We start from the raw sequence: 23,488 nt of genomic DNA, 5'->3' as shown, positions 1-23,488 counted from the left end.
CCATCCGCTACTTCACTGATTTCAAGAACGCCGCAGTCTCCGCATGCACCGGATTACCAATCACCTGATCCGGCGAACCGATCTCATGCACCAGCCCATTGCGAAAGAACGCCACGCGATCAGACACATCGCGAGCAAAGCGGATCTCGTGAGTCACCAACACCATGGTCATGCCGTCCTCGGCGAGCATGCGCATGGTGTCCAATACCTCGCCGACCAATTGCGGGTCGAGGGCCGACGTGGCTTCGTCGAACAGCATGTAGTCCGGCGACATGGCCAGGGCGCGGGCGATGGCCATGCGCTGTTGCTGGCCGCCGGACAGCTTGCCGGGAAAGGCCTTGAGCTTGTCGCCCAAGCCGACGTGGGTCAGTTGTTTAACCGCCAATTCCTCGGCTTCTGCCTTGCTTTTGCCCAGCACTTTGCGCGGAGCGAGCATCACGTTTTCCAGCACGGTCAGGTGCGGGAAGGCGTTCCATTGCTGGAAGACGATGCCGATCTTCTGCCGCAGGCGATTGAGGTCGGTACCGCTGTGGTGGACCTCGACGCCATCGACACGGATGTTGCCTTTCTGGATCGGTTCCAGGCCGTTGATGCACATCAGCAGGGTCGATTTTCCCGAGCCGGAGCCGCCGATAATCGATACCACTTCGCCCTTGTTCACCGTCAGGTTCACACCCTTGACCACTTCGAGGTCGCCGAAGGATTTGTATACGTTGTCGATCTCAATCATTTTCTTGCCACCTTCTTTCCAGACGAGCGCCCAGGCGTGCGACCACCAGGCTCATGACGTAGTAGATGAGGCCCGCGATGCACAGCACCAGCAGCGGTTCCTGGATGCGGGTCACGATGGTTTGCGAGGCGCGCAGCAGTTCGACGATGCCGATCCACATCACCAGCGCGGTGTCTTTCATCACACTCAGCACCAGGTTCAGCCAGCCGGGGAAGGCCACTCGAGTGGCCATCGGCAGGACGATCCAGCGCAAGTCCTGCAGGAAGCTCAAACCCAGCGAACGGCTGGCCCGGCGCAGGGTGAACGGCACCGAGAGCACGCCACTGCGCACGATCTCGGTGAAGTACGCGGCAGCGTAAACCCCGAGCACGATGCAGCCGACGCTGAAGGCACTGATGTTCAGGCCGACGATGCTTTTCAGCGAGTTGAACAGCACAAACTGAATCAGCAACGGCACGCTGCGAAACACGTCCAGCACCCACGCCAGTGGCAGGCTGGCGCGCGGCAACAGTGCCCGCAGCAAGCCGAACAGCAACCCGGCCACGGAACCGAGGATGATCGACCAGAACGTCAGTTGCAGCGTGACCCAGGCGCCGTTGAGCAGGAACAGCAGGTCATTCCCGGAAAAACTGGTGGTAAACATGGTCACGTCCTCAGTAACGGAACAACCGCCAGGCCATCAGCCGGGCTGCCGCGACGATCGTCTTGGCAATCAGGTAATACAGTACCGCTGCGATGGCGAAGTACTCGAAGGTGCGGAACGTCTTGACGTTGTAATCCTGGGTCACCCCGGTAAGGTCATTGTTCAGCCCGACGATCACCCCCAGCGACGTCATCAACACGGCCCAGACCATTTGATTACTCAACGGGTAGAACACGATCCGCAGCAACTGCGGGACGATGATCATCCGGTAGGCCTGGAAGGCACTCATGCCCAGCGAACGCGCGGCGCGCACTTGTGTGCCGGGCACGGCCTTAAGGCCACCGCGAAAGTTTTCCGCGAGATAACCGGCATTGTTGAAGGTGATCCCGGCCAGCAACGCGAACCATGAGCTGACATGCAAACCCAGTGAACCGAGGCCGAAGTACAGGACGTAGATCTGGAACAGCGAAGGGGTGTTGCGGGCGATCGACACCCAGCCATTGCCGATGCCGCGCAACAGCGGGTTTTTGGTCTCGCGCATCACCGTCAGGGCCAGGGCGATCAGCACACCGAAGATCATCGACAGGGCCGCGGTCTCGAAGGTGACCAAGGCGCCTGCGAGCATGTCCGGCAGGGCACGCAGCGTCGCGCGCCATTGGAAGGTGTAATCAAACATGCGGGTGGCTCTCCCGAAACGCGGCAGGTTGCAGCCAGGCCGGCAAACGACCGCTGGCCGTGGCGCTGCAAGCAACGTCGACGCATTCTGCGAGGTTGGCGAAGTGCACCTTTCGACCGACCAGCCCCGGTGCGTAATGGGCGTACTTGCCCAAGTTGGTCATCAAGGTTTTTGCGGCCACCGGGATCACCGGCTCGCCCAGCATGCACCAACAGGTATCCGTCACCAGGGTTGCGCCGAAAGCTTCGATCACAGTGATATGCCCGGCCTCGCGGGCCTGCTCCAGCACCGCGCGGCCGCAGGTGATGGCGAGGACCACCTCGGGGTGTTTGTGCCGCCCTCGACATAACCGAGCCAGGTGGGCGAATTCGCTGAGGGAGAAATGCGGGTTGCCCAGCGAGACCACATCCACCCGGGTGTTGCGGGCACTGTTGAGCTCGCGCCAGCTGAGCAGCAGGTCCTTCAGGCGGATTTTTTCCACCGGCATCGAGTACTCCGGCTCCAGCACTTGTGCCGGGTCGAGCGCCTCCGGGGTCACTCCGGCGATATGAAACAACGGCGCGGCAGAAGTGGTGGCGAAGGCTGCACCAAAGGCTTTCAGGTCGTCCAGGCTCGGCTTGTTTCGTTCCAGTCCCAGCACCAGTGGAATCCGGCTGCCGGCCAGTGCACCGATGTGGTAACCGAGCAGGGGGTAGAAGGCATCGTCCAGCTCGCCCAGATCCGGCAATTCGATTTGCAGTCTCGCTTTGCGTTGCGCGTCCAGATGGCAGCCGGTCAGGGGCGCGCGGCCGGTCAGGGCGATACAGATATCCAGGTAGTCCGGGTATTTCAGAGTGCGGGCACCGAGCACGCTATTGGCGTAGACCACCGCGTTGGATTCGGCCCAGACAATCTGCTCGCCGGCCTTCGGGGCGCTGTCGAGCAGGTAGGGCGCGCAGGTGAAACTGAGCTGCGCGCCCATCGCCATATAGGCATCGCCCAAGGCACTGGCCGGCACACCGAGCGCCGGGTCGATGCCCAACTCACGCCAACGGCGCTGGTCGACGGAGATGGAATTGAGCGTGGTCGGCACGCGTACTTTTGCTCCCCACTGCACCAACTGCTCGGCAAAGCGCAGGCTCGCAGGCCCGGTATAGATGCAGCCGTCGATGTGCGCCTGTGTGACATCCACCAAACGGCGGGCACCTTGCAGTTCGGCCATGCGCAGGACGATTTGCATCGCCACCTGGGCGGCCTTGCCATACTCGCCGTCGAGCAGCGCGTAGTCGTGTTCGGTGAGTTCGATCGAGGCGTTTTTTTCGGTTGTTTGCGATGGGCTGTCGAGTGCCTGCCAGGCATCGCCCGGCAGATGATCGAAGAGTGTCACCACGGCGCCGTCGACCCGCGCGAAAGCCTTGCCGCGCAAGGCGGCGAAGGCCTCCCGGCCGATGCACAGCACCGGCAGGGAACGCTCGAAAATGGTCTGTGCCACCAGCACGCCCAGGGTCAGGATCTCATCGGGTTCGGCCAGCACCAGCGCGGCCGGCGCGTGGCCGTTGCTGATCAGTTCCATCAGCACACTGCTGCCGGTGCACGAACCACGGCCACTGGGAATGGCCAGCACGCGTCCGGCCAGATGTTCGCCGCTGAGCGGGTGGTGACGGTCAATGACTTCTCCGCTATACGGATCGACTCCACCCCAGAAACTCAAGCCAACATCGGCGAACAGCAGGGCGCCCTGGGCGGCACCCGCGACCAGGCTGCGACCGTTCAGAGAAGTGGACCTAGGCATGCCGGACATCTCAGTAGTAGACCTTTGGCACGGTCAGGTCGGTGGGCGAAATCTCGGTGCCGACCCATTTGGTAAACAACTCTTTATAGCGACCGGTGCGCACCTGCTGGTTGACGAACAGGTCGAGGTATCTGAGCAGGCCATACTCGTTGCGCTTGGCGCCCAGGGACACGTAGTCGATGGTGTATGGCGCGTTGCCGGCGATTTTCAGGTTCTTGTATTTGCCCGATTTGAGCGTGGCGGCGGCCACGGTATTGGTCACCACGGTGGCGTCGATGTGGCCCTGGGCGACCGCCAGCAGCGTGTCGTTCTGCGACTGATAGGCGCGGAATGTCCCGGAGCCCCAGCTCTTCACATCTTTTTCCAGGGCGATCGCTTCATAGGTGCCGCTGGTGTTGCCCAATGCCTTGCCTTTGATATCGGCGAAGCTGTTGATGCCGGTGTTGTCGCGGGTCAGCACGACCATCTGGAAGGCGAAGTAAGGCACGGTGAGGCCGACGGTTTTAGCCCGTTCGAGGGTGTCGGAGGTGGACGCGACGATCACGTCGGCACGCCCGGAGACCAGCGCCGGAATGCGGTCGGGGAAGGGCGTTTCAACCACTTCGGCATCGACCCCGAGGATTTTCGCCAGGTCGTGGCAGTAGTCCACGTCGAAACCTGCCGGGTTGTTACCTTCATCGCGAAAACCCATGGGCGGGAAGTCCAGGGTTACGGCGCAACGCAGTTTGCCCGAACCGATAATGTCGTCGAGTTTGTCGGCGTGGGCGGTGGCGATGAAAGAGGTACTGAGAACAGCGCTGAGGGCTACGGCAAATGCGGGGTTTTTCATAGAGGCCTCGTTGTCGGAAAGTGCTGTTAGCTATCGTATTGTGAATTTCGTATACGATATTAAATTAGCAATGAACGTGCCTGTTTCTGAATAGAGGCGAGAATTGTTCATCAGCCCTTGAGCTAGGCGGCCTGAAGGATCAGGAACCTAAAACGAACGAGAAGAAGACTTCGGTGGCCTGTATCAGCCGGTGTTACAGAAGGGAGCAGCAGGGACAACTGACGCCCCTTAAAGGAACACTGATCAGCGACGGCTGTCGCGATACTGGCTCGGCGCAAGGCTGGTCAGCGCGCGAAACTGGCGGCTGAAGGCACTGTGATCGGTGTAACCGCAGCGCAGGGCGATCTCGGTGATCGGCAGATCGGTGTCCAGCAACAGCCGTGAGGATTCTTCCAGGCGAGCCTTGTGAATCATCTGCCGTGGCGTGAGTTGGAAAACCCGTTTGCAGTGACGCTCCAGTTGCGCCACCGAATACCCGGCTATTTCAGTCAGCTCGGCAAGGCTGATGGGGCGAGCGAAGTGCTTGCGGATATGCGCATCCACCGCGGCAAGCTTCTGGAAGGCCGGATGATTGGACTGCGGCAATTGCAGGTCACGGGAGATGCCCGCAAGGCCGACGATGTGACCCTGTCCATCATGCAAAGCGAGTTTGTGGGTCAGGCACCAGATCGGTTGGTTGCCGTAATAGAGGTGCAGTTCAAGTTGGTCGGCCAGCTCGCGGCCAGTGGACAGCACTCGTCGATCCTGTTCGGTGTACAGCGGGCCGTAGCGCTGCGGAAAGACCATCTCGGCGGTCCGCCCGAGCAGCTCGTCACTGTGTTTGAAACCACAACGCCGGGCCAAAGTCTGGTTGACGAAGGCGTAGCGGGCCTCGCTGTCCTTGATGAAAAACACCACGTCCGACAGGGTATCGAGCAGTGCCGCGATCGGCTCCAGGCTGCTCAGCAGGGTCGGCAGGTCGCACGGTTTGAAGGGAGTGAGTGAGGCATACATGGCGCTGGGCGTCTGGTGGCAACTGCCGGGATCATAAAGACTCGGCTGCCGTCCCGAAAGCCCCGGGCCGGCATTCAAGCCGGCGGGGTGTCTTCCAGGCACAACAAGGTCTCGATCCGCGCCGGGCTGAACGGCGGCCGTGGTGCTGCGGGTTGCCAGCCAAACAAATGCTGCAACGCGCCGCCGCACACCCGGCCCTGGCAGGCGCCCATGCCACAGCGGCTGGCCAGTTTGGCCTCGCGCCAGTCAGTGTGCCCGGCCAGTGCGGCGTAAGGTACGTCTTCGCAGCGACACACCAGGGTGTCGGCCTGCGCCAGCGACTTTAGCTGTGGGTCGAGGGTGAATGCATGGTTCAGGGCCTTGGCGAAACCCTGCCAGCGCGCACGACGCGGCCACAATTGTCGGGCCGCTTCACTGTCACCCACCGCTGCGTGGCCTGCGATCGCGCCTTCGACCAAGGCCAGTTCGCTGCCACCGAAACCGGTGCATTCACCCGCTGCGTAGTGATCGACGCGACTAGTGGTCTGCCAGGCATTGACCGCGAGCGCGGCGCCGTCGAGGGCACAGTCCAGTGCCTGGCCGAGCTGGGTATTGGGAATCAAACCGAAGCCGCAAGCCAGGCGATCACACGCCAGTTCGACGATCTTTCCTTGCTGTTGCAGGCGCACGCCTTCGAGCCGGTCACTGCCTAGCGCGGCCAGTACGTGGGTTGCGCTACGGTAATGGTGGTCGAACAACGTGAACGACTGCATCAATTTGTTCGGCCAGCGTGGCAGTTGTGTGGCGAAACCGGCGACGGCGGCCGTTGAAGCCTGCTCGGCGATGCGCAGTACCCGGGCGCCATTGTGTTTCGCGGTGGCGGCACTGGCGAGCAACAACGGTCCGCTGCCGGCGATCACAATGCGCTCGCCCTGCACCGGCAGGCCACCCTTGATCAATGCCTGAAGGCCGCCCGCGCCTGTGACACCGGGCAACGTCCAGCCGGGGAAGGGCAGCAGCAACTCGCGGGCGCCGGTGCACAGAATCAGTTTGTCGTAATCGATCAGCCAGCCGTGATCGGGGTCTTCGACCAGCAGTTGTTTAGGGCCGGCGCAGGCGATCACCCGAGTGCCGTGATGGTGGTGGATGTTGCTGCATGCCTCCAGTCGCTCGCGCATCTGACGCGCCTGATTCGGCAGGCTGGCCCGGGGGCCGTCGCGCCAGATTTGCCCGCCCGGGAGCGGGTTGTCATCGAGCATGACGATGCGTGCACCGCTCGGCGCTGCGGCGAGCGCGGCGGCCATGCCGGCGGGACCGGCACCGATGATCAGCAGGTCGGCGTATTCACTCATGCGTGAGTCTCCACGTGCATGCCGTCACGGCACAGGGTCTGGCAAGCCAGACGGCGGCGACCGTCGATGGTCACTCGGCATTCCTGGCAGATGCCCATGCCGCACAGCGGCGCGCGACGCTGGCCACTGACCGAGGTGCGACCGCAACCGTCGCCACCCAGAGCCAACGCGGCAGCAACGTTGGTGCCCTCGGCAACCTTCAGCGCGCGGCCGTCCAGCATCAATTCAGGCATACAGAGGTTCCTTGAAAAATCGTTGCGGCAGATAAGGCTGCGCAGCCAGCGGTGGTGTTTCGTCGAACATCTGCGCGACCAGCAAGTCGGCAGTGCCGGGGGCGGTCGTCACGCCCAGCCCCTCGTGGCCGACCGCCAGCCATAAGCCTTGACGTTGCGGGTGCTGGCCCACCAACGGCAGGCCGTCGGGGCTCGCGGCGCGAAAACCGGTCCAGGCGCGGATGCCGTTGAGCTGTGCCAGGCCCGGCATGTAGTCGGTCGCACGCCTGAGCATTTTCGCCAGCATCCAGCCCTCGACCTGCGGGTCGGTGGTGCCGAATTGTCGCGAGGCGCCGATGAACAATTGCCCGGTCGGCCGGGGCTGGATGTTGCAGGCCGTTGAGGGGCCGGTGGCGTTGTGGGCACTGGTGACGTAACCGAGTTCCACCAGGGTATGGGTGACTTTGCCGGGGTAACGGTCGGTGATCAGCAGGTGGCCTTTTTTCGGCTCGATCGGCAACTCGGGGCACAGCTCGTTGGCTTGGATGCCGTTGGCCAGAATCACCGCATCGGCGCCCAGCCAGTGACCGTCGTCGAGTCGCACGCGGTTGCCGTCGACTTCGCTGACCCGCGCCCGCCGCTGGCTGATGTTGGGTGATTCGAGCATCCAGCATGCGGTCGCCGGGGCATAAAGTATGCCGTCGCCATTGATCAGCAGCCCGCCTTCCAGGCCTTCGCGCAGTTCCGGTTCGCGCTGGCGCAAGCCACGATCGGTGATCAACTCGCAATCCACGCCGTGTTCCAGCAAGGTGTGGCATTTGCTTTGGGCGACAGCCATTTCTTCGGCATTGGCCGCCAGCCAAAGTGTGCCGTTGCTGCGGTAGGCGCAGCCGTCGGGCAGGGCCGGAGCCAGTTCGCGCCAGCGTTGCAGGGAATATTGACTGAGCGCCAGTTCTGCCGGGTTATCGTCGAGGACCAGCAGGTGACCCATGCCCGCCGCCGTCGCACCGTGCAGACCGGCGTCCAGCACCAGCACATGCAAACCACGCCGGGCCAGCGCCTGGGCACAAGCGGCGCCGATGATGCCGGCGCCGATCACGATCACATCAGCCACTAGGCCCTCGTTCACGGGCGAATGCCCCAGGCGAACGGGTCGTCCTGTTCGATGATCAGGCTGGCTTCGGCGCTGATGTAGGCGCGGCCGCGAATGGTCGGCACGATGCGCTCGCCGTGGATTTCGTAGGAACCTTCGAACTCGCTGCCAATGACACTGGCCTGGCGCCAGATCTGCCCCGGTTGCAACTTGTCGTCGGCCGCCAGGCACGCCAGTTTGGCGCTGGTGCCGGTGCCGCAGGGCGAGCGGTCGTAGGCTTTACCGGGGCAGAGGACGAAGTTGCGGCTGTCGGCAAGATCGTCATCGGCGAACAGCTCGACATGGTCGATCAACCCGCCGTCTTCGCCGCGGATGCCCTGAACCTCCAGTGCCTGCTGCACGGCGAAGGTATAGGCGGTCAGCGCTTCGAGGTTATCGCCGGCAACACGCAAACCATGCTCGGCGATCAGGAAAAACCAGTTTCCGCCCCAAGCCACATCACCGATCACTTGGCCGACACCCGGTACCTGCAACGACAGCGCTTTACGATAACGGTAGGCCGGCACGTTGCGCACACTGACCGAACGGTCTTCGTGCAAGGTTGCCTGCACCGTTCCCACCGGGGTTTCAATGTTGTGTACGCCGGGGCCGATCTTGCCCAGATGCGCCAGCGATGCGATCAGGCCGATGGTGCCGTGACCGCACATCCCGAGGTAACCGCTGTTGTTGAAGAAAATCACCCCGGCGCAAGCGGTCGGGTCCACCGGCTCACACAGCAGCGCGCCGACCAGCACGTCGCTACCGCGTGGTTCCAGCACGCAGGCGGCGCGCCATTGGTCATGATGTTCCGCCAGCCGCTGTCGACGTTCGGCCATGCTGCCGGTGCCCAGGTCAGGAAAACCGGCAGTCACCAGGCGGGTCGGCTCGCCGCCGGTATGGGAGTCGATCACAGTGATGCGTTTCATGGGATGGCCACGTCCGTTCAGATGCGTGAACGAAAGAGTGGCCTGTAGGGAGGCGTGCCGGCTTGATGGATTTATCCAGTGCCGATGACGAAATCGGCACAGTGCGGCGGGTGGTCAATGGCTGTGAGGCAGGTGCTCGAACAGCGTCTTGCAGACCCCGGCAATGTGCTCGTCGAGCAGCTTCACCGCCAGATCCACGTCACCGGCGCGGCAGGCTGCAAGGATTTCCCTGTGTTCGTGATCAGCGCGATCCTTGCCGGCCGAGAGACTCATCTGCATGCGCAAGTAGCGCTCCAGCTTATCGTTGACCGAGCGGATCAGGCTGACCAGAAACGGTCGCTGCGCCGGTTCGTAAAGGCAGGCATGCAGTTCCCAGTTGAGCTCGGCCCAGCGTCCCACGTCATCTTCGCCGATGAATTCCTGGCAAATGCGCTCGGCGCGCGCGAAGGTTTCTTCAGTCATGTTGGGAATGGCCAGGCGCAGCACCTTGTCTTCGAGCAACATGCGCACTTCGAACATCTGCGCCAGTTCCGCATCGGACACCCGCGTGACCATCGCCCCGCGATTGCGCTGGAACATCACCAGGCCTTCGGCTTCCAGACGCTTGAGGGCTTCGCGCACCGGAATCTTGCTGACGTTGAACTGACGGGCGATGTCATCCTGGCGAATCGGCTCGTCCTCGGCGAAATGCCCGGCGACGATGGCGTCACGCAGGTGACGGGTGATGATTTCCGAAGTCGAAGGCGCATTGCCAAGGTCCGGAGCATTGAATTTGGGTAGGTTCACGGCGTCGATCGTTCGGAATGAGTTGCGGATATGGTATACGAATTCGCCCGGAAATTCCGGTGGCGATCCAGCCACGGCAACTGCTCAACCCTTGGTCTGGTCTGGTATCAACGTTCGGGGAGGTTCCAGCTTGCGCGAAAGTGCTCGTATTGCGCCTCGGGCATTTGAACCAGCAGAGGGGACTGGCGAGGATCCAGCCAACTGAACAAACGAGCAATGTCCGCTTGATCCATGGCTGTGCAGCCAAGCGTCGGCGAGGTGGGGCCGCGCCAGATGTGGAAGAAAATGCACGAGCCCGACGCCCGGGTCGCCGGCGTATTGTGCTCGATGAAAATGCCATTTCGATACAACTCATCTTTGCTGCGCATCTGTTCGGAGCTGGTCCAGTCCTTCGATACAGTTGCCCCGTCGACGAGCTCGTTATAGCGCTCGGAGTTGCTGTCATCCACGCATTCGGTGGTCGAGGTCAGCACGAGGTAAGGCAGTCTGGTTTCGGCCGTAGCATCGTAGCCAAAAGCCGTTCCAAGTTTGAATACTCCCGCAGGCGCTTTCCCGTCTCCTTCATGTTTGACTGGGCCTTCACTTTGTTCAGCGCTGATTAGTCCCTTGCCCCACGCCAGCCCGCTCTTGCCTAGCACCACAGGAAACGAGTCCTGGTATTTTCGAAAGGTTTTCCCATGCCGTTCGTAGCGCTGGGCGGTGCCCTGAATGTCAGTCCAGTTTTTTGTTGTGACCACAATCAGTTGGTTGCTGGCATCGAGAACGTCGCTTGTGCCCAGCGGCGTTATGGGGAAATCCATGACGTTCTTCGGCGAACCCTCGCCGCTATAGGTGAAGTGCCACCACTCCTTGGAATATCCGGTAAACCCTTCTTTTTCCATGGCCCTGCTGAGTCTCTGGCGATTTTCCTTGGCGGCTGCGGTGATCGTCGGGTTGTCGGTATGCGCTCGCTCATCGAAGCAATCGAAACCTGTGCCCATATCGAGTGCGCCGTCGCGCCAACGCTGGCCATAGGGGGCGGTGCAATCGACTTGCCTGGCTGAAGGTGTCCAGAGATCGGCTGGCAGGGCATCCGGACCTGTCATTGTCAGGTCCACGGTTGTGCCCTTTGAGTGATTCGACACCCGTGCCACGTAACCCAGGCGCCAGAAGTCCTGTTTGTCCACGCGCGGATAGAATTCGGCTTTGCGCGGGTCACCCGGCTCCGTCGCGAAGCGTCCCATATCGGCGACAGCACGGCTGGGCCGATAGCAGTCGAACACCTTCAAACCGTAACCCTGCGCACTCAATGCCTTTTGTACCCGGGCGAGGGCCTTGGCGGCGTCCACTGACATCAGGCACTCGGCAGCGGCGTAACCGTCGAGTGGATGCCCAGTGAAGTTATGGGCACTGGCATAGCGCATGTCTTGCTCGATGCCCGGATCAATCGTGCGCAAATACACCATGTTCTCAGGTATGGGCTCGGCGCTGGCGGTGCAAGGCCCGACGATGCTCAGGCACAGCAGCCACCGCAGCCAGGGCCGCGCGAGCAAGTTGTGCAGTCGAACCACAGATAGTGTCGAGAAAGACGCAGGTTGAATCAGGCAAACATGGCGCATCCAATGCCTCCAAAGACGCTGGCGTTCAAACCGGATCATGCAATGACTCGTGGCGGTGACAGTATCAATGCGTGATGCGCTGTACCAGCAGCGTCTGATTTCGGTTCGATCGGGCCATTCAAACTCTCCACCCGCGGCTACAACCACCGCGCTCAAACCACATTATGTGAATGCCCATCCCACGGTTTACACCTTGAAGCCCATCCCGTCGGCCTAGGATGTCCACAGCGGTTGAGCTAAAGAGTCGGCCCATGCACTTCAGGCTAACTCGACTGGCGCTGCCGATAACAACAAAGACACGCCTTGATTGGACAGGAGAAAAACTGATGAAACCCCTGGCTGACACTATGTTCGAGAATTTCACCAAAACCATCACCAAGGCCAGCGGAGCCGAGATCGTCACCGTCGTGGGTGGCGAGGGTCCGCCCTTGCTGCTGATGCACGGCAATCCGGTTAATCACTTGTCCTGGCACAAGATCGCACCGCGCCTGGCCAAGGATTTCACCGTGGTCTGCACCGACTTGCGCGGCTATGGCGACAGCTCCAAACCGGAAGGCGGGGCGATCATTCGGATTATTCATTCCGCGCCATGGCCCAGTACCAGGACAGTACCTGAAAAAACCCGGCCCGCTGATTCAGGCATAAGGAGAGCAACCCATGAAAAAGTTTCTCTTGAGTCTGGTTGGATTGGGAGTGGTGGTGGTTGTGTTGTTGGTGTTCGCCTTTTGGCCGACGCACTCCCGTGCGTTGCAGCCAGCGCCTGAGGCGGAACAAGCCGTGCTGATCGAGAAGGGACGCTACCTGGCCGACGCGGGTGATTGCACGGCCTGTCACACCGCCAGAGGTGGCGAACCATTTGCCGGTGGCCTGCCGATTGACTCGCCGATAGGCACGCTGTACAGCAGCAACATCACGCCGGACAAAACCTCTGGCATCGTCGGTTACTCGCTGGATGATTTTGACCGTACGATCGCTAAGCCATAACGTTGTGTGGTTAACCGAAGCGGCAGGCTGACGTGCAATGCGTCAGCCTGCCGTTTTTTAGTGACGGGCAGGCTTTTCAATCAAGTTTGCGCCAGCTGGCTGATCAGCCAGGCCTTGAATCTTTCAACCTTCTGACTTCTTTTCTGAGCGGCGCGATAACAGAGAAAATGCATTTCTCGGCGCAAGTAAGGCTCGAATCCCTCTATGACGAAAAGCTTTCCGCTGTTGAGCTCTTCTTGCGCAAGCCGTGTGGATTCCAATGCAATGCCCAGCCCATCAGCGGCAGCGCCCAATGCCATCGCGGCGCGATCAAAGGAAGGGCCGGAGTATTGCAACTCTCGTTGTATCCCTCGGTGCGTGAACCAGTCGCCCCAACTCACCGGGCTTAATTGAGAGTCGATCAGTGGATAGCGGGCGATCTCTTTTTCTGTGTGGGGCACATTGCTTGCTATCAATGAGGGCGATGCCAACGGCGCGATGATTTCTTGCCCCAACGCTTCATAAAGAATGCCCGGGCGTTCTATCGGTGCGCCGTAAGTCAGGGCGACGTCCACTTCCTCGTGACGAATCAGATCCGGTGGTGTGGCGCTGGAGGTGAGCCGAATGTTGATCGGGTTTGGCAGGCTCATGAACAGGCTCAGCCGGGGCGCCAGCCATTTCGAAGCGAAACTGGGTGAGCAATGCACAGACAAATTCATTGTTTCGGGTACGTGCATCCATTCAGAACACGCCTCTTCAAGCGCATCCAGGGCAACGCTGAGTTTTCTCGCCAGTTGCTGGCCATTGGCGGTGAGTTCAACGCGCCGGGTATGACGCACAAACAAGGTCACCCCAAGTCCGGTTTCCAGATTCCGGATCTGATGGCTTATCGCTGAAGGCGTCAGATGCAGCTCATCTGCAGCCGCTGCAAAGCTCTCCAGGCGAGCTGCCGATTCGAACGCGCGCAAGGAAGCGAAGTTAGGCAAATTTCTCATGGCAAACGCTCATGGGTGAATTTGATTCAACAGTTGGTGAAAAGCGATCGTTTGTCAATGCTGGGGGCCTCTCGCGACCATGAGCACCCGTTCAATAACAATGAAGAGGTAATGGGCATGGATCCCTTGTTGCAACTTACGCCTACCGTAAATGGCCGCCCGCGTGTCTCGATTTATCAGCCAGAACAGGAGGGCCTGATTTTTCCGGAGATCCCGGACTTCACCTCCCATGAAGAAGAACGGCAATACCGTAAAAAGCACCTTGTTGCCGCGTGCCGGGCCTTTGCCGAGCACAGCCTCGATTACGGGTTTGCAGGCCACCTTACGGTGCGTGATCCGGAATTCCCCGAGCTGTATTGGACCAACCCCATGGCGGTCCATTTCTCCAGGGTCAAGGTGTCCAATTTGATCCTGGCCGACCACAACGGTGTGGTCGTCGAGGGCGATTATGCGATCAATCGTGCAGGTTTCGTGCTGCATGCCGCTGTTCACGAAGCGCATCCCGATATCGTCGCGATGTGCCATGCGCACACCATTTACGGCGGGGCCTGGGCTTCCACAGGGCTACCGTTGCCGCCGATTTCCCAGGACGCTGCGGTGTTCTTCGAGGACCACGCGGTGATCACCAGCGAAGCCGGTGCGGTGGCGGTAGAAACCAAAGCGGGCAAGTCGGTCGCGGAGTATTTCCGCAATGTGCGCGCTGCGATCCACCAGAATCATGGGTTGCTGACCGCAAGCCGCCACAGCATCGATGAAGCCGCATTCTGGTTCATCGCGCTGGAGCGTTGCTGCCAGCAGCAGTTGCTGATCCAGGCCAGCGGTATCACACCGAAGCTGGTCACACCTGAGCGTGCGCGCTACAGCCGCGAAAACGTCGGCAGCCCCTATATCGGCTGGCTTCACTTCCAGGCCCTCTATGACAAGTTGGCTGCCGAACAGCCTGATATGTTCTCGTAAAGATTTACCCGCCGGCACCTTCGCGTGAGGGGTGCCTGCGGGTTGGCCTGAGGGCCGAATCGATAGCCTGACAATAACAACAAATTCGTGGAGATCGACTATGTCTAACGTGCTTGAGGCACCGTACCCGGAACAAAAAACCACTACCATCGAAACTCAACTGTACGCACGGGTTACCTTGCGACTGATTCCGTTCCTGTTCATCTGCTACGTGTTTGCCTATCTGGATCGCGTCAACGTCGGCTTCGCCAAACTGCAAATGCTTGACGAGTTAGGCTTCAGCGAAACGGTCTATGGCTTGGGCGCTGGCATCTTCTTCCTGGGTTACTTTCTATTCGAAGTGCCCAGCAACATCATGCTGCATCGGGTCGGTGCAAGGCGCTGGATTGCCCGCATCATGATCAGCTGGGGTGTGTTGTCCGCCTGCATGATCTTCGTGCACACACCTGCTTCCTTCTACATCCTGCGTTTCTTGCTGGGCGTTGCCGAAGCCGGGTTCTTCCCCGGGATCATCCTGTACCTGACCTATTGGTTTCCGCCATCCCGTCGCGGAAAAATCACCGCCATGTTCATGACCGGCATTCCCATGGCCGGCGTCATCGGCGGACCGTTGTCTGGATGGATCATGGCTTCCACACACGGTATTCACGGCTACTCGGCCTGGCAGTGGCTGTTTTTTCTCGAAGCCATTCCGTCGATCATTGCCGGCGTGGTGGTGCTGTTTTACCTGAGCGACGGGATCAAAGATGCGAAGTGGCTGAACAAAGAACAGAAGGAGATGCTGGTTCGTAATCTGGAGCGAGAGAAAGGACATACCGAGGTGCATTCAGCGTTTGGCGCGTTCCGTAATCGGCGTGTCTGGGTAATGTGCGCGGGATACTTCGGCTTCATGATGGGCTTGTATGGAATCAGCTTCTGGCTGCCCTCGCTGATCAGAAACTCAGGTATCGACAACTCTGTGCATGTCGCGCTGCTGACCACCATTCCTTACGCCGCCGCGACATTAGCCATGATCATCACCGGCCGCAGCGCGGACCGTCACAAAGAGCGGCGCTGGCATGCGGCGATACCGGCCTTGTTGGGTGCAGCAGGCCTGGTGTTAAGCACGTTCACAACCCACAACCCCATGATTGCCATCGTGTTTCTTTCGATAGCTACCATGGGAATCATGACCGGGTTGTGCCAGTTCTGGTGTCTGCCACCGGCCTTTCTTGGCGGTATCGCGGCAGCGGCTGGCATCGCCATGATCAACTCGGTGGGCAACCTGGCCGGGTTTATCAGTCCTTATCTCATTGGCTGGGTCAAGGACGTAACGCAGAGTACGGACATCGGCTTGTATTGCGTAGCGGGCTCGTTGGTCTTTGCCGCCTTCATCTGCCTGACCATGCCGAAGGCCATCGTCAATCGATGACGCCGGCCTCTCGCAGACGTGAGTGAAACCCAACCCCGCCCGAGAACCTTGGCGGGGTTTTTCTCAACTTTCCAAATAGTGACCCAAACGTTCCGCGAGACTTTCCCGAGCCCTGGTGGTGTGTTTGTCGGTGAGTTCGCCGGCCAGCGCCACATCGCCTTGAGTGATTGCGAGGGCGATGGCTTCGTGTTCGTCCCAGATCGTCTGGCGCTGTTCGCTCGATTGCAGCACCGCGCCCATGGCTCGGCGCAGGTGCACCCAGTACACCCCGGCGCTTTGAGCGATGAGGGGATTGCCCGAGGCTTCGTAGATCGCGTTATGGAATGCCACATCGGCGTCGATCATGGCTTTGACGTTCTTGCCTTTAGAGGCTTGGCGGCCGTGGGTGATGAGCGCCGGATCCACCTGATGCCGTTTAGCGGCAGCCATTTTTGCCGCCAGATTGTCCAGCGCGCCCCTGATCAAATAAAGATTGCTGATCGACTCGACCGTCAGAGGGGTCACCAGCACCCCCCGACCAGGAGCGTCCTGCACAAACCCGTCTTTTTTCAGCAGACGTAGCGCTTGCAAGACGGGGGAGCGGGAGATGTGCATCTGCTCCGCAATTTCCTCCTGAGTGATACGGCTGCCGGGTGCGAGCGAGCCATCGCTGATCGCATCAAGCAATGCTTTGTAGACCTCATCGACGTAATCAGGGCGAGTTTGAACTCGCTGAAGTTTGGCATTCATAAACGGGCTCTGTGTTGAGCTAGCAGGCTTGGATTCAGTTCGAGTTGCATTGTCCATGTTCTCCCCGGCATTTCCAATTTTACCTTGACTTGAGACAAGCATAGGTCAAAACTCTGAACTCTGTATACAGAGTACAAAAACCAGAGATGAGGTATGCATGAAGCTTTTTTACGATAAAGATGCAGATCTGGCGCTGATCAAGGACCGCTGCGTAGCCATCATCGGTTACGGTTCCCAAGGTCATGCCCACGCCCTGAACTTGCGAGACAGCGGCGTTCAGGTGGTCATGGGCCTGCGCACGGGCTCGACTTCCTGGGACAAGGCGAGCGCCGCAGGCTTCGAAGTCACAACCGTGAGCGAAGCCGCCGCTCGGGCAAACGTGGTCATGATGCTCATCCCCGATGAGTCAATCGCCGAGGTCTACCGGAGCGAAGTCGAAGGTGCCATTCAAAAAGGGGCGGTGCTGGCCTTTGCCCATGGGTTCAACATCCACTACGGGCAGGTTCAGCCCCGTACGGATCTGGACGTTGTGATGATCGCTCCCAAGGCACCGGGGCATACCGTGCGTTCTACCTTCCGCGACGGCCAGGGTGTTCCCGCGTTGATCGCCGTACATCAGGATCGTTCGGGGCTGGCACGTGAACTCGCGTTGGCTTACGCCTGTGCAATCGGTTGTGGCAAGGCGGGCATACTTGAAACCAGCTTGCGCGAAGAGACAGAAACCGACCTGTTCGGCGAACAAGCCGTGTTGTGCGGGGGCGCTGTCGAATTGATCAAGATGGGCTTCGAGACGCTGGTGGAGGCGGGCTATTCCCAAGAGCTCGCTTATTTCGAATGCCTTCACGAACTCAAACTTATTGTCGATCTCATTTACGAGGGCGGCATCGGCAACATGAATTACAGCATCTCCAACAACGCCGAGTTTGGTGAGTATGTCAGCGGCCCGCGTATCGTTCCGCCAGCGACCAAAGACGCCATGCGCCAAGTGCTGCGCGACATTCAGACCGGCGAATACGCCAAAGCCTTCATCCTCGAACACCAGTCGGGTCACCCGACACTGACCGCCCGCCGCAGCTTGTTGAATGGCCATGACATCGAAATCGTCGGCGAACGCCTTCGCTCGATGATGCCGTGGATCAAAGCCAAGGCGCTGGTCGACAAATCCCATAACTGAGCGTTAGCCGAGACGTTCAAACCCGCACAAAATTGCGTGCATACAAACTGTATACAGAGTTCAGTGCTCAATAAACCAATAAAAATTGGAACCAAGACCATGACACAGAAACTTGATAAGCATGATGAGCAACGCAGTACCGGCGCAGCGACCAACAGCGTGCCGAAGAAGCTGATCGCCTACGGCGGTTATCACACCAACAAGCAAGCCGAGCATGACCCGGAGTTGACCGAGACTGGGCCGGGAACACCGATGGGTGAATACCTGCGCCGATTCTGGCACCCCGTCTGCATGATCGCCGAACTGACCGATACACCTCGCTTCCTCAAGATCATGGGAGAAGAGTTGGTTGCCTTCAAGGACGGCAGCGGGCAAGTAGGCCTTTTGCATGCGCACTGCGTACACCGTGGCGCATCGCTCGAATATGGAGCGATTCAGGAACGCGGCATCAAGTGCTGCTACCACGGGATGGTCTTCGATGTCGATGGTGCCTGTCTGCATGTGCCTTTCCCTGCGGGCGAAGAGAAAGAAGCCGAGAAGTATGCGTGCTCGGTGCGTCAAGGCGCGTACAAAGCCTTTGAACGACATGGCCTGGTTTTCGCCTATATGGGGCCTCCGGACGAAGAGCCACCGTTTCCGGAATGGGAACAGGACTTCACGGTAATAGAGGGTGATGAACTCGTCGCCTATAGCAACTTCCAGCACTGCAACTGGCTACAGGTTCAGGATAACGCGGCGGATAATTTTCATCCGACCGCGTTGCACTCCGCCAAGAACGTGGTGAATGGTCAATTCCAGGGCACGACATTTGATGAGGTGGGTGCCGCGTCGATGGAAGTGGCGCCTGACATGCAATTCATCCCGGTGCATCAGGGGCGCACCCTGGCCTGTGCTGGCGCGCGTCGCGTGAACGACGAAAAAATGTTCCTGCGTATCCAGCACCAGGTGCTGCCGAACCTGAGTTTGCACGCGTACACCTCGGAAGACGGTTCAGCGAAAAAGCTGTTCAGTCGCTTCCACATCATCCGCTGGACCGTTCCGGTGGATGACGAAAACAGCAAGATGATCGGTTGGCGTGTGATGGGGCCGGGCATCGACACCCGTGGCGTGGGCGACAAGAACATGGTCGGTTACGAAACCATCGATTTTCTGGAAGGGCAGGTCGCCATGCGCAGGCCCGAGCGCTTCGGAAAATACAAGCTGGAAGACCTGCCCCCCATCCCGACCAATCATCGCGAGCGCGAGCATTACAAAGACGCGCAATACGCCCCGGGTGATTACGAAGCCATCATCAGCCAGCGTCCGATTGCGGTTCATGCGCTGGAAAACCCGACCAAGTTCGATGCCGGCGTGTACGCGTTCCGCAAGATGCTGCGCGATGGCGTTCGAGGTTCAAACCCAAATGCCTCTGCCCATGGTTTTGCACAGTGGTTGCGCGACTTGAATGGTGAACCTAACAGCTACTGCACGGGCAACGTGTTCAACCTGCCAAAGGCTGAAAACGTGGAACAGGAAGTGGCCAACAGACGGCGTCTGGCCAAAGAGGCGGTTGCGATCCTGACTGAAGCGGACACGCTCAAAGGTGCCGAACGCAAGGCCTTCGTCGAAGCGCGTTTCGAGCAACTCGAACAGAGCTTCAAATAATAAAAATGACGATGAGTGCCCGCACTGGCGGGCCACTCTATAACGCGACGAGGTTCAATCCATGAACTCGATAGTACAGAACGCGACGACGACGTTAAGCCTGGTAGTCAGACAAATCACACTGCAAGCGCAAGGCATCAATTCTTATGAATTGGTCGATCCTGCCGGTAAAGCATTACCTGTGTTCACCGCAGGAGCGCATCTGGATCTGCACTTATCGAATGGGCTGATCCGACAGTACTCGCTGAGCAATGCGCCGACGGATCGGTATCGCTACGTCATCGGCGTGTTGAAAGATCCTAATGGATCGGGTGGCTCTGCGGCTGTGCATCAACTGACAGTGGGTGACGTCGTAGAAGTCAGCGTCCCTCGGAACAATTTCAAACTTGCAGCGCACGCCCGTAAAGTCATTTTGTTGGCCGGCGGCATTGGCGTCACACCAATGAAAGCCATGCTCCATGAGCTGGAACTGTCCGCGATCGAATATGAGCTGTACTACTGCTGCAAGGGACCCGAGTTCGCCGCATTCAAGGACGAGTTTGAACCACGGGCGAGTGCAGGCAATGTGCATTTGCACTTCGACGGTGGCGATCCGCGTAATGGCCTCAACATCACGGCTCTGCTTGAGGAGGCTCAAGACAGCTGTCACGTGTATTACTGCGGCCCCGGCGGTTTCATGGAGGCGTGCCGCAAAGCGGCGGCCCATTGGCCGGCCGGTACCGTGCACTTCGAGCATTTCAAGGCGCCCACGCCGGTCAGCACCCCCGTCAGCGCTGATGCCGTTGAGGGCTTCGTCGCGCAAATAGCAAGCACCGGCCAACAACTGTTTGTGCGTCCTGAGCAGAATCTGGCGCAAGTACTTCAAGACGCCGGACTGCCGTTGGAGACTTCTTGCCAGTCAGGGTTGTGCGGCACCTGCAAGGTTCGCTACCTCTCTGGTGACGTCGATCATCAGGATTACATTCTCGACGACAGTGAAAAGGCTGAATACCTGACAGCCTGCGTTTCGAAGGCCAAAGGGGGAGTCCTGGTCCTGGATTTGTGAACAACATTTGTGATTGGAACTGTGAAGGAGAGGCGCAAGCACCGACGCCCCGGTAGGGTCTCTCCAAAAAAACATGATTCAAAAGAGATTTCGCAGAAATGAATCTACGCAGACTTGAAACATTCCTTGCGATAGTCGATGCCGGAACTGTCACTGCGGCATCCGTTTATCTGCAGGCCGGTCAACCCGCACTCACCAAGCAATTGAAAGCGCTGGAGTCCGAATTGGGCCTGCAACTTTTCGACCATGAATCCAATCGGCTGCACCTGAATGCAGCCGGGCGTGAGGTCCTCCCCATGGCCCGGCATATTGTTCAATGTGTTAACGAGATGAAGTCTTCTGTGCAGTTGATTACCAGCAACCGCCATGCTTCATGACCGTCCGTAATCCGGCCCGAGGGTTGGTTCACGCTTCGCTATTTTTGACGATACGGACTGCACATTAAGCAGAGGATTGAATGATGAAGATGTTACTTATGATCGAGTGCCCTAATGAACCCTTCAACTCCCTTGTCCGAGCCGGGAAGGTGGGCGAAGTTATTGAGCGCATCCTGGAAAGCATCAAATCTGCAAAACGCCGGTCTGGAGACAATCGGGGAAAAGTGGGTGTGAGGTGAGGCGCGATGGCCGCCGCCAGCGCCAGCGCTAGCGCTAGCGTGCAGCGCTCCGGGTTCCGGCGAACGCGCTGGTGCCAAGCCAGCGCCACAGACTTTGCGCATCTTTCACGGCGCCGTCTACACGCAGCTCTCGCGTCTCAAGGACTTCCCGTGGTGTTCGGTCGCCAGCCCACACCTCGGTCAACGCGCGCACGCTAGAGTCTACGACGAGGGTCAGTTCGCGTCCGGGGTCGTCGCGGCACAGGTCTGCCACACCCTGTTCGACCACGAGCCACCACGCTTGCTCGCCGGGCCGCGCGTCGCGGAACCTGAAGTTGATGATCACCGGTCGGGACGGGAATTCCTCGATGCGCACGAACCGGCGCACGTCCCACATGAGCAGGCCCGCGTCGAGCTCGTCATCGCGAAGGCGACTGCCGATCCAGCGTGCACCCCAATGACCCAGCGCCATGATGATAGGGCGCAATTCCTCGCCCGCCTCGGTCAGGCTGTACTCCCAGACTTTACCTGCGGCCGTGCGGTGCACGACGCCGATTTCTTCCAAATGACGCAGCCGCTGTGCCAGCAGGTTGGTGGACATCCGTGGTACGCCGCGATGCAGTTCATTGAAGCGCTTACTGCCGCACAACAGCTCGCGCACGACCAAAGGCGTCCAGCGCTCGCACAGTGCTTCGGCACCGCGCGCGACCGTGCAGAACTGACCGTAGCTTTCATCCATCGCCTGGACTCCGCAACTGCAAACACTTCAGATTTTGAACTAGCCCCGCCACTTCGTCACGCGCACGCTCAAGCCTTCGAAAGCCAACCGCTAAAGGAGAACGTCATGACGAAGATAGCCATCATTCAGCGCCCGCCAGTGCTGCTCGATCGCAGCGCGACGATCACCCGCGCCGTGCAATCGGTCGCTGAGGCGGCGGCAGCGGGAGCCTTGCTGATCGTTTTGCCCGAATCGTTCATTCCAGGTTACCCGTCGTGGATCTGGCGGCTGGCCGCGGGAAGGGACGGGGCTGTAATGGGCCAGTTGCACACGCGCCTGCTGGCCAACGCCGTCGATATCGCGAACGGTGACCTGAGCTCATTGTGCGAGGCCGCCAGGGTTCACGCCGTGACAATCGTGTGCGGCATCAATGAATGCGACCGGCGCAATGGTGGCGGCACGCTCTATAACAGCGTAGTCGTTATCGGCGCGAACGGCGCAATGCTCAACCGACACCGCAAGCTGATGCCAACCAATCCCGAACGCATGGTGCACGGCTTCGGTGATGCAACCGGGTTGCGTCCGGTCGATACACCTGTCGGCCGCGTGGGTGCGCTCATCTGCTGGGAAAACTACATGCCGCTGGCACGCTATTCACTGTATGCCCAAGGGGTGGAAATCTACGTCGCCCCCACGTATGACACTGGCGAAGGCTGGATCAGCACGATGCGTCACATTGCACTCGAAGGCCGCTGTTGGGTGCTCGGCAGCGGCACCGTGCTGCGCGGCAGTGATATTCCCGACGACTTTCCATCACGTACCCAACTGTTTGCCGATCCGGACGAATGGATCAACGACGGCGACTCGGTGGTGGTCAATCCTCAAGGCCGGATCGTGGCCGGTCCGTTACACCGAGAGGCAGGCATTCTGTATGCAGACATCGACGTTTCCCTCGTGGCGCCAGCGCGGCGAGCGCTCGACGTCACCGGCCACTACGCGCGCCCTGACATTTTCGAACTGCAGGTGCGGCGCACGCCAGCGACCGCGGTGCGCTACATCGACGGGTGAAGGCAAGTAACGTTCAGGCGATCCCTGCCATGTCCGGCGGTATCGCCTGACAACTGATCAAGGAGTCATTCCATGAGCATTGAACGGTCTTACAACGGCAGCTGTTTTTGCGGCGCAGTCGAGTTCACCATCAGCGGCGAGCCGGCCGCGATGGGCTATTGCCATTGCGCGTCGTGTCGGCATTGGTCAGCGGGGCCGGTCAACGCCTTCACGCTGTGGAAACCCGAGGCGCTGCAAGTGACTCGGGGGGCCGACAACATCGGCACCTACAACAAGACGCCGCAGAGTTACCGCAAGTGGTGCAAGACTTGCGGCGGGCACCTCTTCACCGAACACCCCGGGATGGGGCTCATCGACGTGTATGCCGCGGTGATTCCGGATCTCGAATACGCGCCAGGCGTTCACGTCAACTATCAGGAGACCGTGCTGCGCATCAAGGATGGATTACCCAAGCTGAAGGATGTACCCCAGGAATCAGGGGGATCGGGCATCAGCGTGGACGAATAGTGTTTGCATCGAATGCGGCCGTCCGTGGGGCGGCCGCTGTCAGTTTCAGGAGTCG

General features: G+C 59.7%; 25 protein-coding genes and 1 pseudogene. 10 read left to right on the top strand and 16 right to left on the bottom strand.

Annotation, left to right across the window (positions count from 1 at the left end):
• Nucleotides 1–7: 7 nt before the first annotated feature.
• The 13 genes from FQ185_RS02260 to FQ185_RS30440 form a co-directional block, all read right to left on the bottom strand.
• A complete protein-coding gene (locus FQ185_RS02260; RefSeq protein WP_149416034.1) occupies nt 8–730 on the bottom strand; it encodes an amino acid ABC transporter ATP-binding protein in 723 nt (240 codons plus the stop codon).
• Nucleotides 723–1,373 carry an amino acid ABC transporter permease gene (locus tag FQ185_RS02255; RefSeq protein ID WP_149416033.1) on the bottom strand — a complete coding sequence of 217 codons (651 nt, stop codon included), beginning with the start codon at nt 1,371–1,373 and terminating at the stop codon, nt 723–725. The genes FQ185_RS02260 and FQ185_RS02255 overlap by 8 nt, the downstream gene beginning before the upstream one ends.
• A gap of 10 nt (nt 1,374–1,383) precedes the next feature.
• The gene (locus FQ185_RS02250) at nt 1,384–2,049 is read right to left on the bottom strand and encodes an amino acid ABC transporter permease (protein WP_149416032.1); all 666 of its coding nucleotides are present in this window, start codon (nt 2,047–2,049) and stop codon (nt 1,384–1,386) included.
• Nucleotides 2,042–3,820, bottom strand: coding sequence for an aconitase X (locus tag FQ185_RS02245; protein ID WP_149416031.1), 1,779 nt, complete (start codon nt 3,818–3,820; stop codon nt 2,042–2,044). Before FQ185_RS02245 ends, FQ185_RS02250 begins: the two co-directional genes overlap by 8 nt.
• Nucleotides 3,821–3,830: 10 nt before the next feature.
• Nucleotides 3,831–4,649, bottom strand: a complete 819-nt coding sequence (locus FQ185_RS02240) for a transporter substrate-binding domain-containing protein (RefSeq protein ID WP_149416030.1) — start codon at nt 4,647–4,649, stop codon at nt 3,831–3,833.
• 243 nt (nt 4,650–4,892) lie between these two features.
• The gene (locus tag FQ185_RS02235; RefSeq protein WP_149416029.1) at nt 4,893–5,642 is read right to left on the bottom strand and encodes an AraC family transcriptional regulator; all 750 of its coding nucleotides are present in this window, start codon (nt 5,640–5,642) and stop codon (nt 4,893–4,895) included.
• A 74-nt stretch (nt 5,643–5,716) separates the two neighbouring features.
• On the bottom strand, nt 5,717–6,973 hold the full coding sequence (locus FQ185_RS02230; RefSeq protein ID WP_149416028.1) for an FAD/NAD(P)-binding oxidoreductase: 1,257 nt from the start codon (nt 6,971–6,973) through the stop codon (nt 5,717–5,719).
• Nucleotides 6,970–7,206 (bottom strand): (2Fe-2S)-binding protein, encoded by a 237-nt coding sequence (locus FQ185_RS02225; protein WP_149416027.1) that lies wholly within the window; start codon nt 7,204–7,206, stop codon nt 6,970–6,972. Before FQ185_RS02225 ends, FQ185_RS02230 begins: the two co-directional genes overlap by 4 nt.
• Nucleotides 7,199–8,314: an FAD-binding oxidoreductase gene (locus FQ185_RS02220; protein ID WP_149416026.1), complete on the bottom strand. Its 1,116-nt coding sequence runs from the start codon at nt 8,312–8,314 to the stop codon at nt 7,199–7,201. Before FQ185_RS02220 ends, FQ185_RS02225 begins: the two co-directional genes overlap by 8 nt.
• Entirely contained in the window at nt 8,311–9,243 is a 933-nt protein-coding gene (locus FQ185_RS02215) for a 4-hydroxyproline epimerase (RefSeq protein ID WP_149416025.1), read from the bottom strand. Before FQ185_RS02215 ends, FQ185_RS02220 begins: the two co-directional genes overlap by 4 nt.
• A 114-nt stretch (nt 9,244–9,357) precedes the next feature.
• Nucleotides 9,358–10,029, bottom strand: a complete 672-nt coding sequence (locus tag FQ185_RS02210) for a GntR family transcriptional regulator (protein WP_149416024.1) — start codon at nt 10,027–10,029, stop codon at nt 9,358–9,360.
• A 107-nt stretch (nt 10,030–10,136) separates the two neighbouring features.
• Nucleotides 10,137–11,666 (bottom strand): M15 family metallopeptidase, encoded by a 1,530-nt coding sequence (locus FQ185_RS02205; protein ID WP_256730348.1) that lies wholly within the window; start codon nt 11,664–11,666, stop codon nt 10,137–10,139.
• A gap of 224 nt (nt 11,667–11,890) precedes the next feature.
• The gene (locus FQ185_RS30440) at nt 11,891–12,208 is read right to left on the bottom strand and encodes a hypothetical protein (RefSeq protein ID WP_256730357.1); all 318 of its coding nucleotides are present in this window, start codon (nt 12,206–12,208) and stop codon (nt 11,891–11,893) included.
• Between FQ185_RS30440 and FQ185_RS30435 the strand changes: the two genes are divergently transcribed.
• Together FQ185_RS30435 and FQ185_RS02195 are read left to right on the top strand one after the other, a co-directional pair.
• Nucleotides 12,089–12,391 carry an alpha/beta fold hydrolase gene (locus FQ185_RS30435; protein ID WP_256730354.1) on the top strand — a complete coding sequence of 101 codons (303 nt, stop codon included), beginning with the start codon at nt 12,089–12,091 and terminating at the stop codon, nt 12,389–12,391. The genes FQ185_RS30440 and FQ185_RS30435 overlap by 120 nt on opposite strands.
• Nucleotides 12,285–12,599 (top strand): annotated as a pseudogene (locus FQ185_RS02195) (alcohol dehydrogenase); the annotation flags it as partial. The gene FQ185_RS30435 and the pseudogene FQ185_RS02195, both read left to right, overlap by 107 nt.
• 92 nt (nt 12,600–12,691) lie before the next feature.
• Here the strand turns inward: FQ185_RS02195 and FQ185_RS02190 are convergent.
• Nucleotides 12,692–13,585, bottom strand: coding sequence for a LysR substrate-binding domain-containing protein (locus FQ185_RS02190; protein ID WP_149416023.1), 894 nt, complete (start codon nt 13,583–13,585; stop codon nt 12,692–12,694).
• Nucleotides 13,586–13,606: 21 nt separating this feature from the next.
• On the opposite strand from FQ185_RS02190, the gene FQ185_RS02185 reads away from it, so the two are divergent.
• Nucleotides 13,607–14,542, top strand: a complete 936-nt coding sequence (locus tag FQ185_RS02185; RefSeq protein WP_256730347.1) for a class II aldolase/adducin family protein — start codon at nt 13,607–13,609, stop codon at nt 14,540–14,542.
• Nucleotides 14,543–14,642: 100 nt separating this feature from the next.
• Nucleotides 14,643–15,953 (top strand): MFS transporter, encoded by a 1,311-nt coding sequence (locus tag FQ185_RS02180; RefSeq protein WP_149416022.1) that lies wholly within the window; start codon nt 14,643–14,645, stop codon nt 15,951–15,953.
• Between the two features lie 63 nt (nt 15,954–16,016).
• Here FQ185_RS02180 and FQ185_RS02175 read toward each other — a convergent pair whose 3' ends face one another.
• On the bottom strand, nt 16,017–16,784 hold the full coding sequence (locus tag FQ185_RS02175; protein WP_256730346.1) for a GntR family transcriptional regulator: 768 nt from the start codon (nt 16,782–16,784) through the stop codon (nt 16,017–16,019).
• A 55-nt stretch (nt 16,785–16,839) separates the two neighbouring features.
• Here FQ185_RS02175 and ilvC point away from each other — a divergent pair, with 55 nt between their 5' ends.
• From ilvC to FQ185_RS02155, 4 genes are all read left to right on the top strand, one after another.
• Nucleotides 16,840–17,856, top strand: a complete 1,017-nt coding sequence (gene ilvC / locus FQ185_RS02170; protein WP_149416021.1) for a ketol-acid reductoisomerase — start codon at nt 16,840–16,842, stop codon at nt 17,854–17,856.
• Nucleotides 17,857–17,955: 99 nt separating this feature from the next.
• Entirely contained in the window at nt 17,956–19,500 is a 1,545-nt protein-coding gene (locus FQ185_RS02165) for a Rieske 2Fe-2S domain-containing protein (protein WP_149416020.1), read from the top strand.
• A 61-nt stretch (nt 19,501–19,561) separates the two neighbouring features.
• Nucleotides 19,562–20,545 (top strand): PDR/VanB family oxidoreductase, encoded by a 984-nt coding sequence (locus FQ185_RS02160; protein WP_149416019.1) that lies wholly within the window; start codon nt 19,562–19,564, stop codon nt 20,543–20,545.
• Nucleotides 20,546–20,643: 98 nt separating this feature from the next.
• The gene (locus FQ185_RS02155; RefSeq protein WP_149416018.1) at nt 20,644–20,922 is read left to right on the top strand and encodes a LysR family transcriptional regulator; all 279 of its coding nucleotides are present in this window, start codon (nt 20,644–20,646) and stop codon (nt 20,920–20,922) included.
• A 273-nt stretch (nt 20,923–21,195) separates the two neighbouring features.
• On the opposite strand, the gene FQ185_RS02145 is transcribed toward FQ185_RS02155, so the two are convergent.
• Complete coding sequence (locus FQ185_RS02145) at nt 21,196–21,879, bottom strand: helix-turn-helix domain-containing protein (protein WP_149416017.1); 684 nt, start codon at nt 21,877–21,879, stop codon at nt 21,196–21,198.
• A 105-nt stretch (nt 21,880–21,984) separates the two neighbouring features.
• On the opposite strand from FQ185_RS02145, the gene FQ185_RS02140 reads away from it, so the two are divergent.
• Together FQ185_RS02140 and FQ185_RS02135 are read left to right on the top strand one after the other, a co-directional pair.
• On the top strand, nt 21,985–22,926 hold the full coding sequence (locus FQ185_RS02140) for a carbon-nitrogen hydrolase family protein (protein WP_149416016.1): 942 nt from the start codon (nt 21,985–21,987) through the stop codon (nt 22,924–22,926).
• A 72-nt stretch (nt 22,927–22,998) separates the two neighbouring features.
• Nucleotides 22,999–23,433: a GFA family protein gene (locus FQ185_RS02135; protein WP_149416015.1), complete on the top strand. Its 435-nt coding sequence runs from the start codon at nt 22,999–23,001 to the stop codon at nt 23,431–23,433.
• Nucleotides 23,434–23,488 lie beyond the last annotated feature (55 nt).

Source organism: Pseudomonas sp. ANT_H12B (assembly GCF_008369325.1).
Classification (GTDB): domain Bacteria; phylum Pseudomonadota; class Gammaproteobacteria; order Pseudomonadales; family Pseudomonadaceae; genus Aquipseudomonas.
This window is presented reverse-complemented; position numbering and strand designations above follow the sequence as displayed.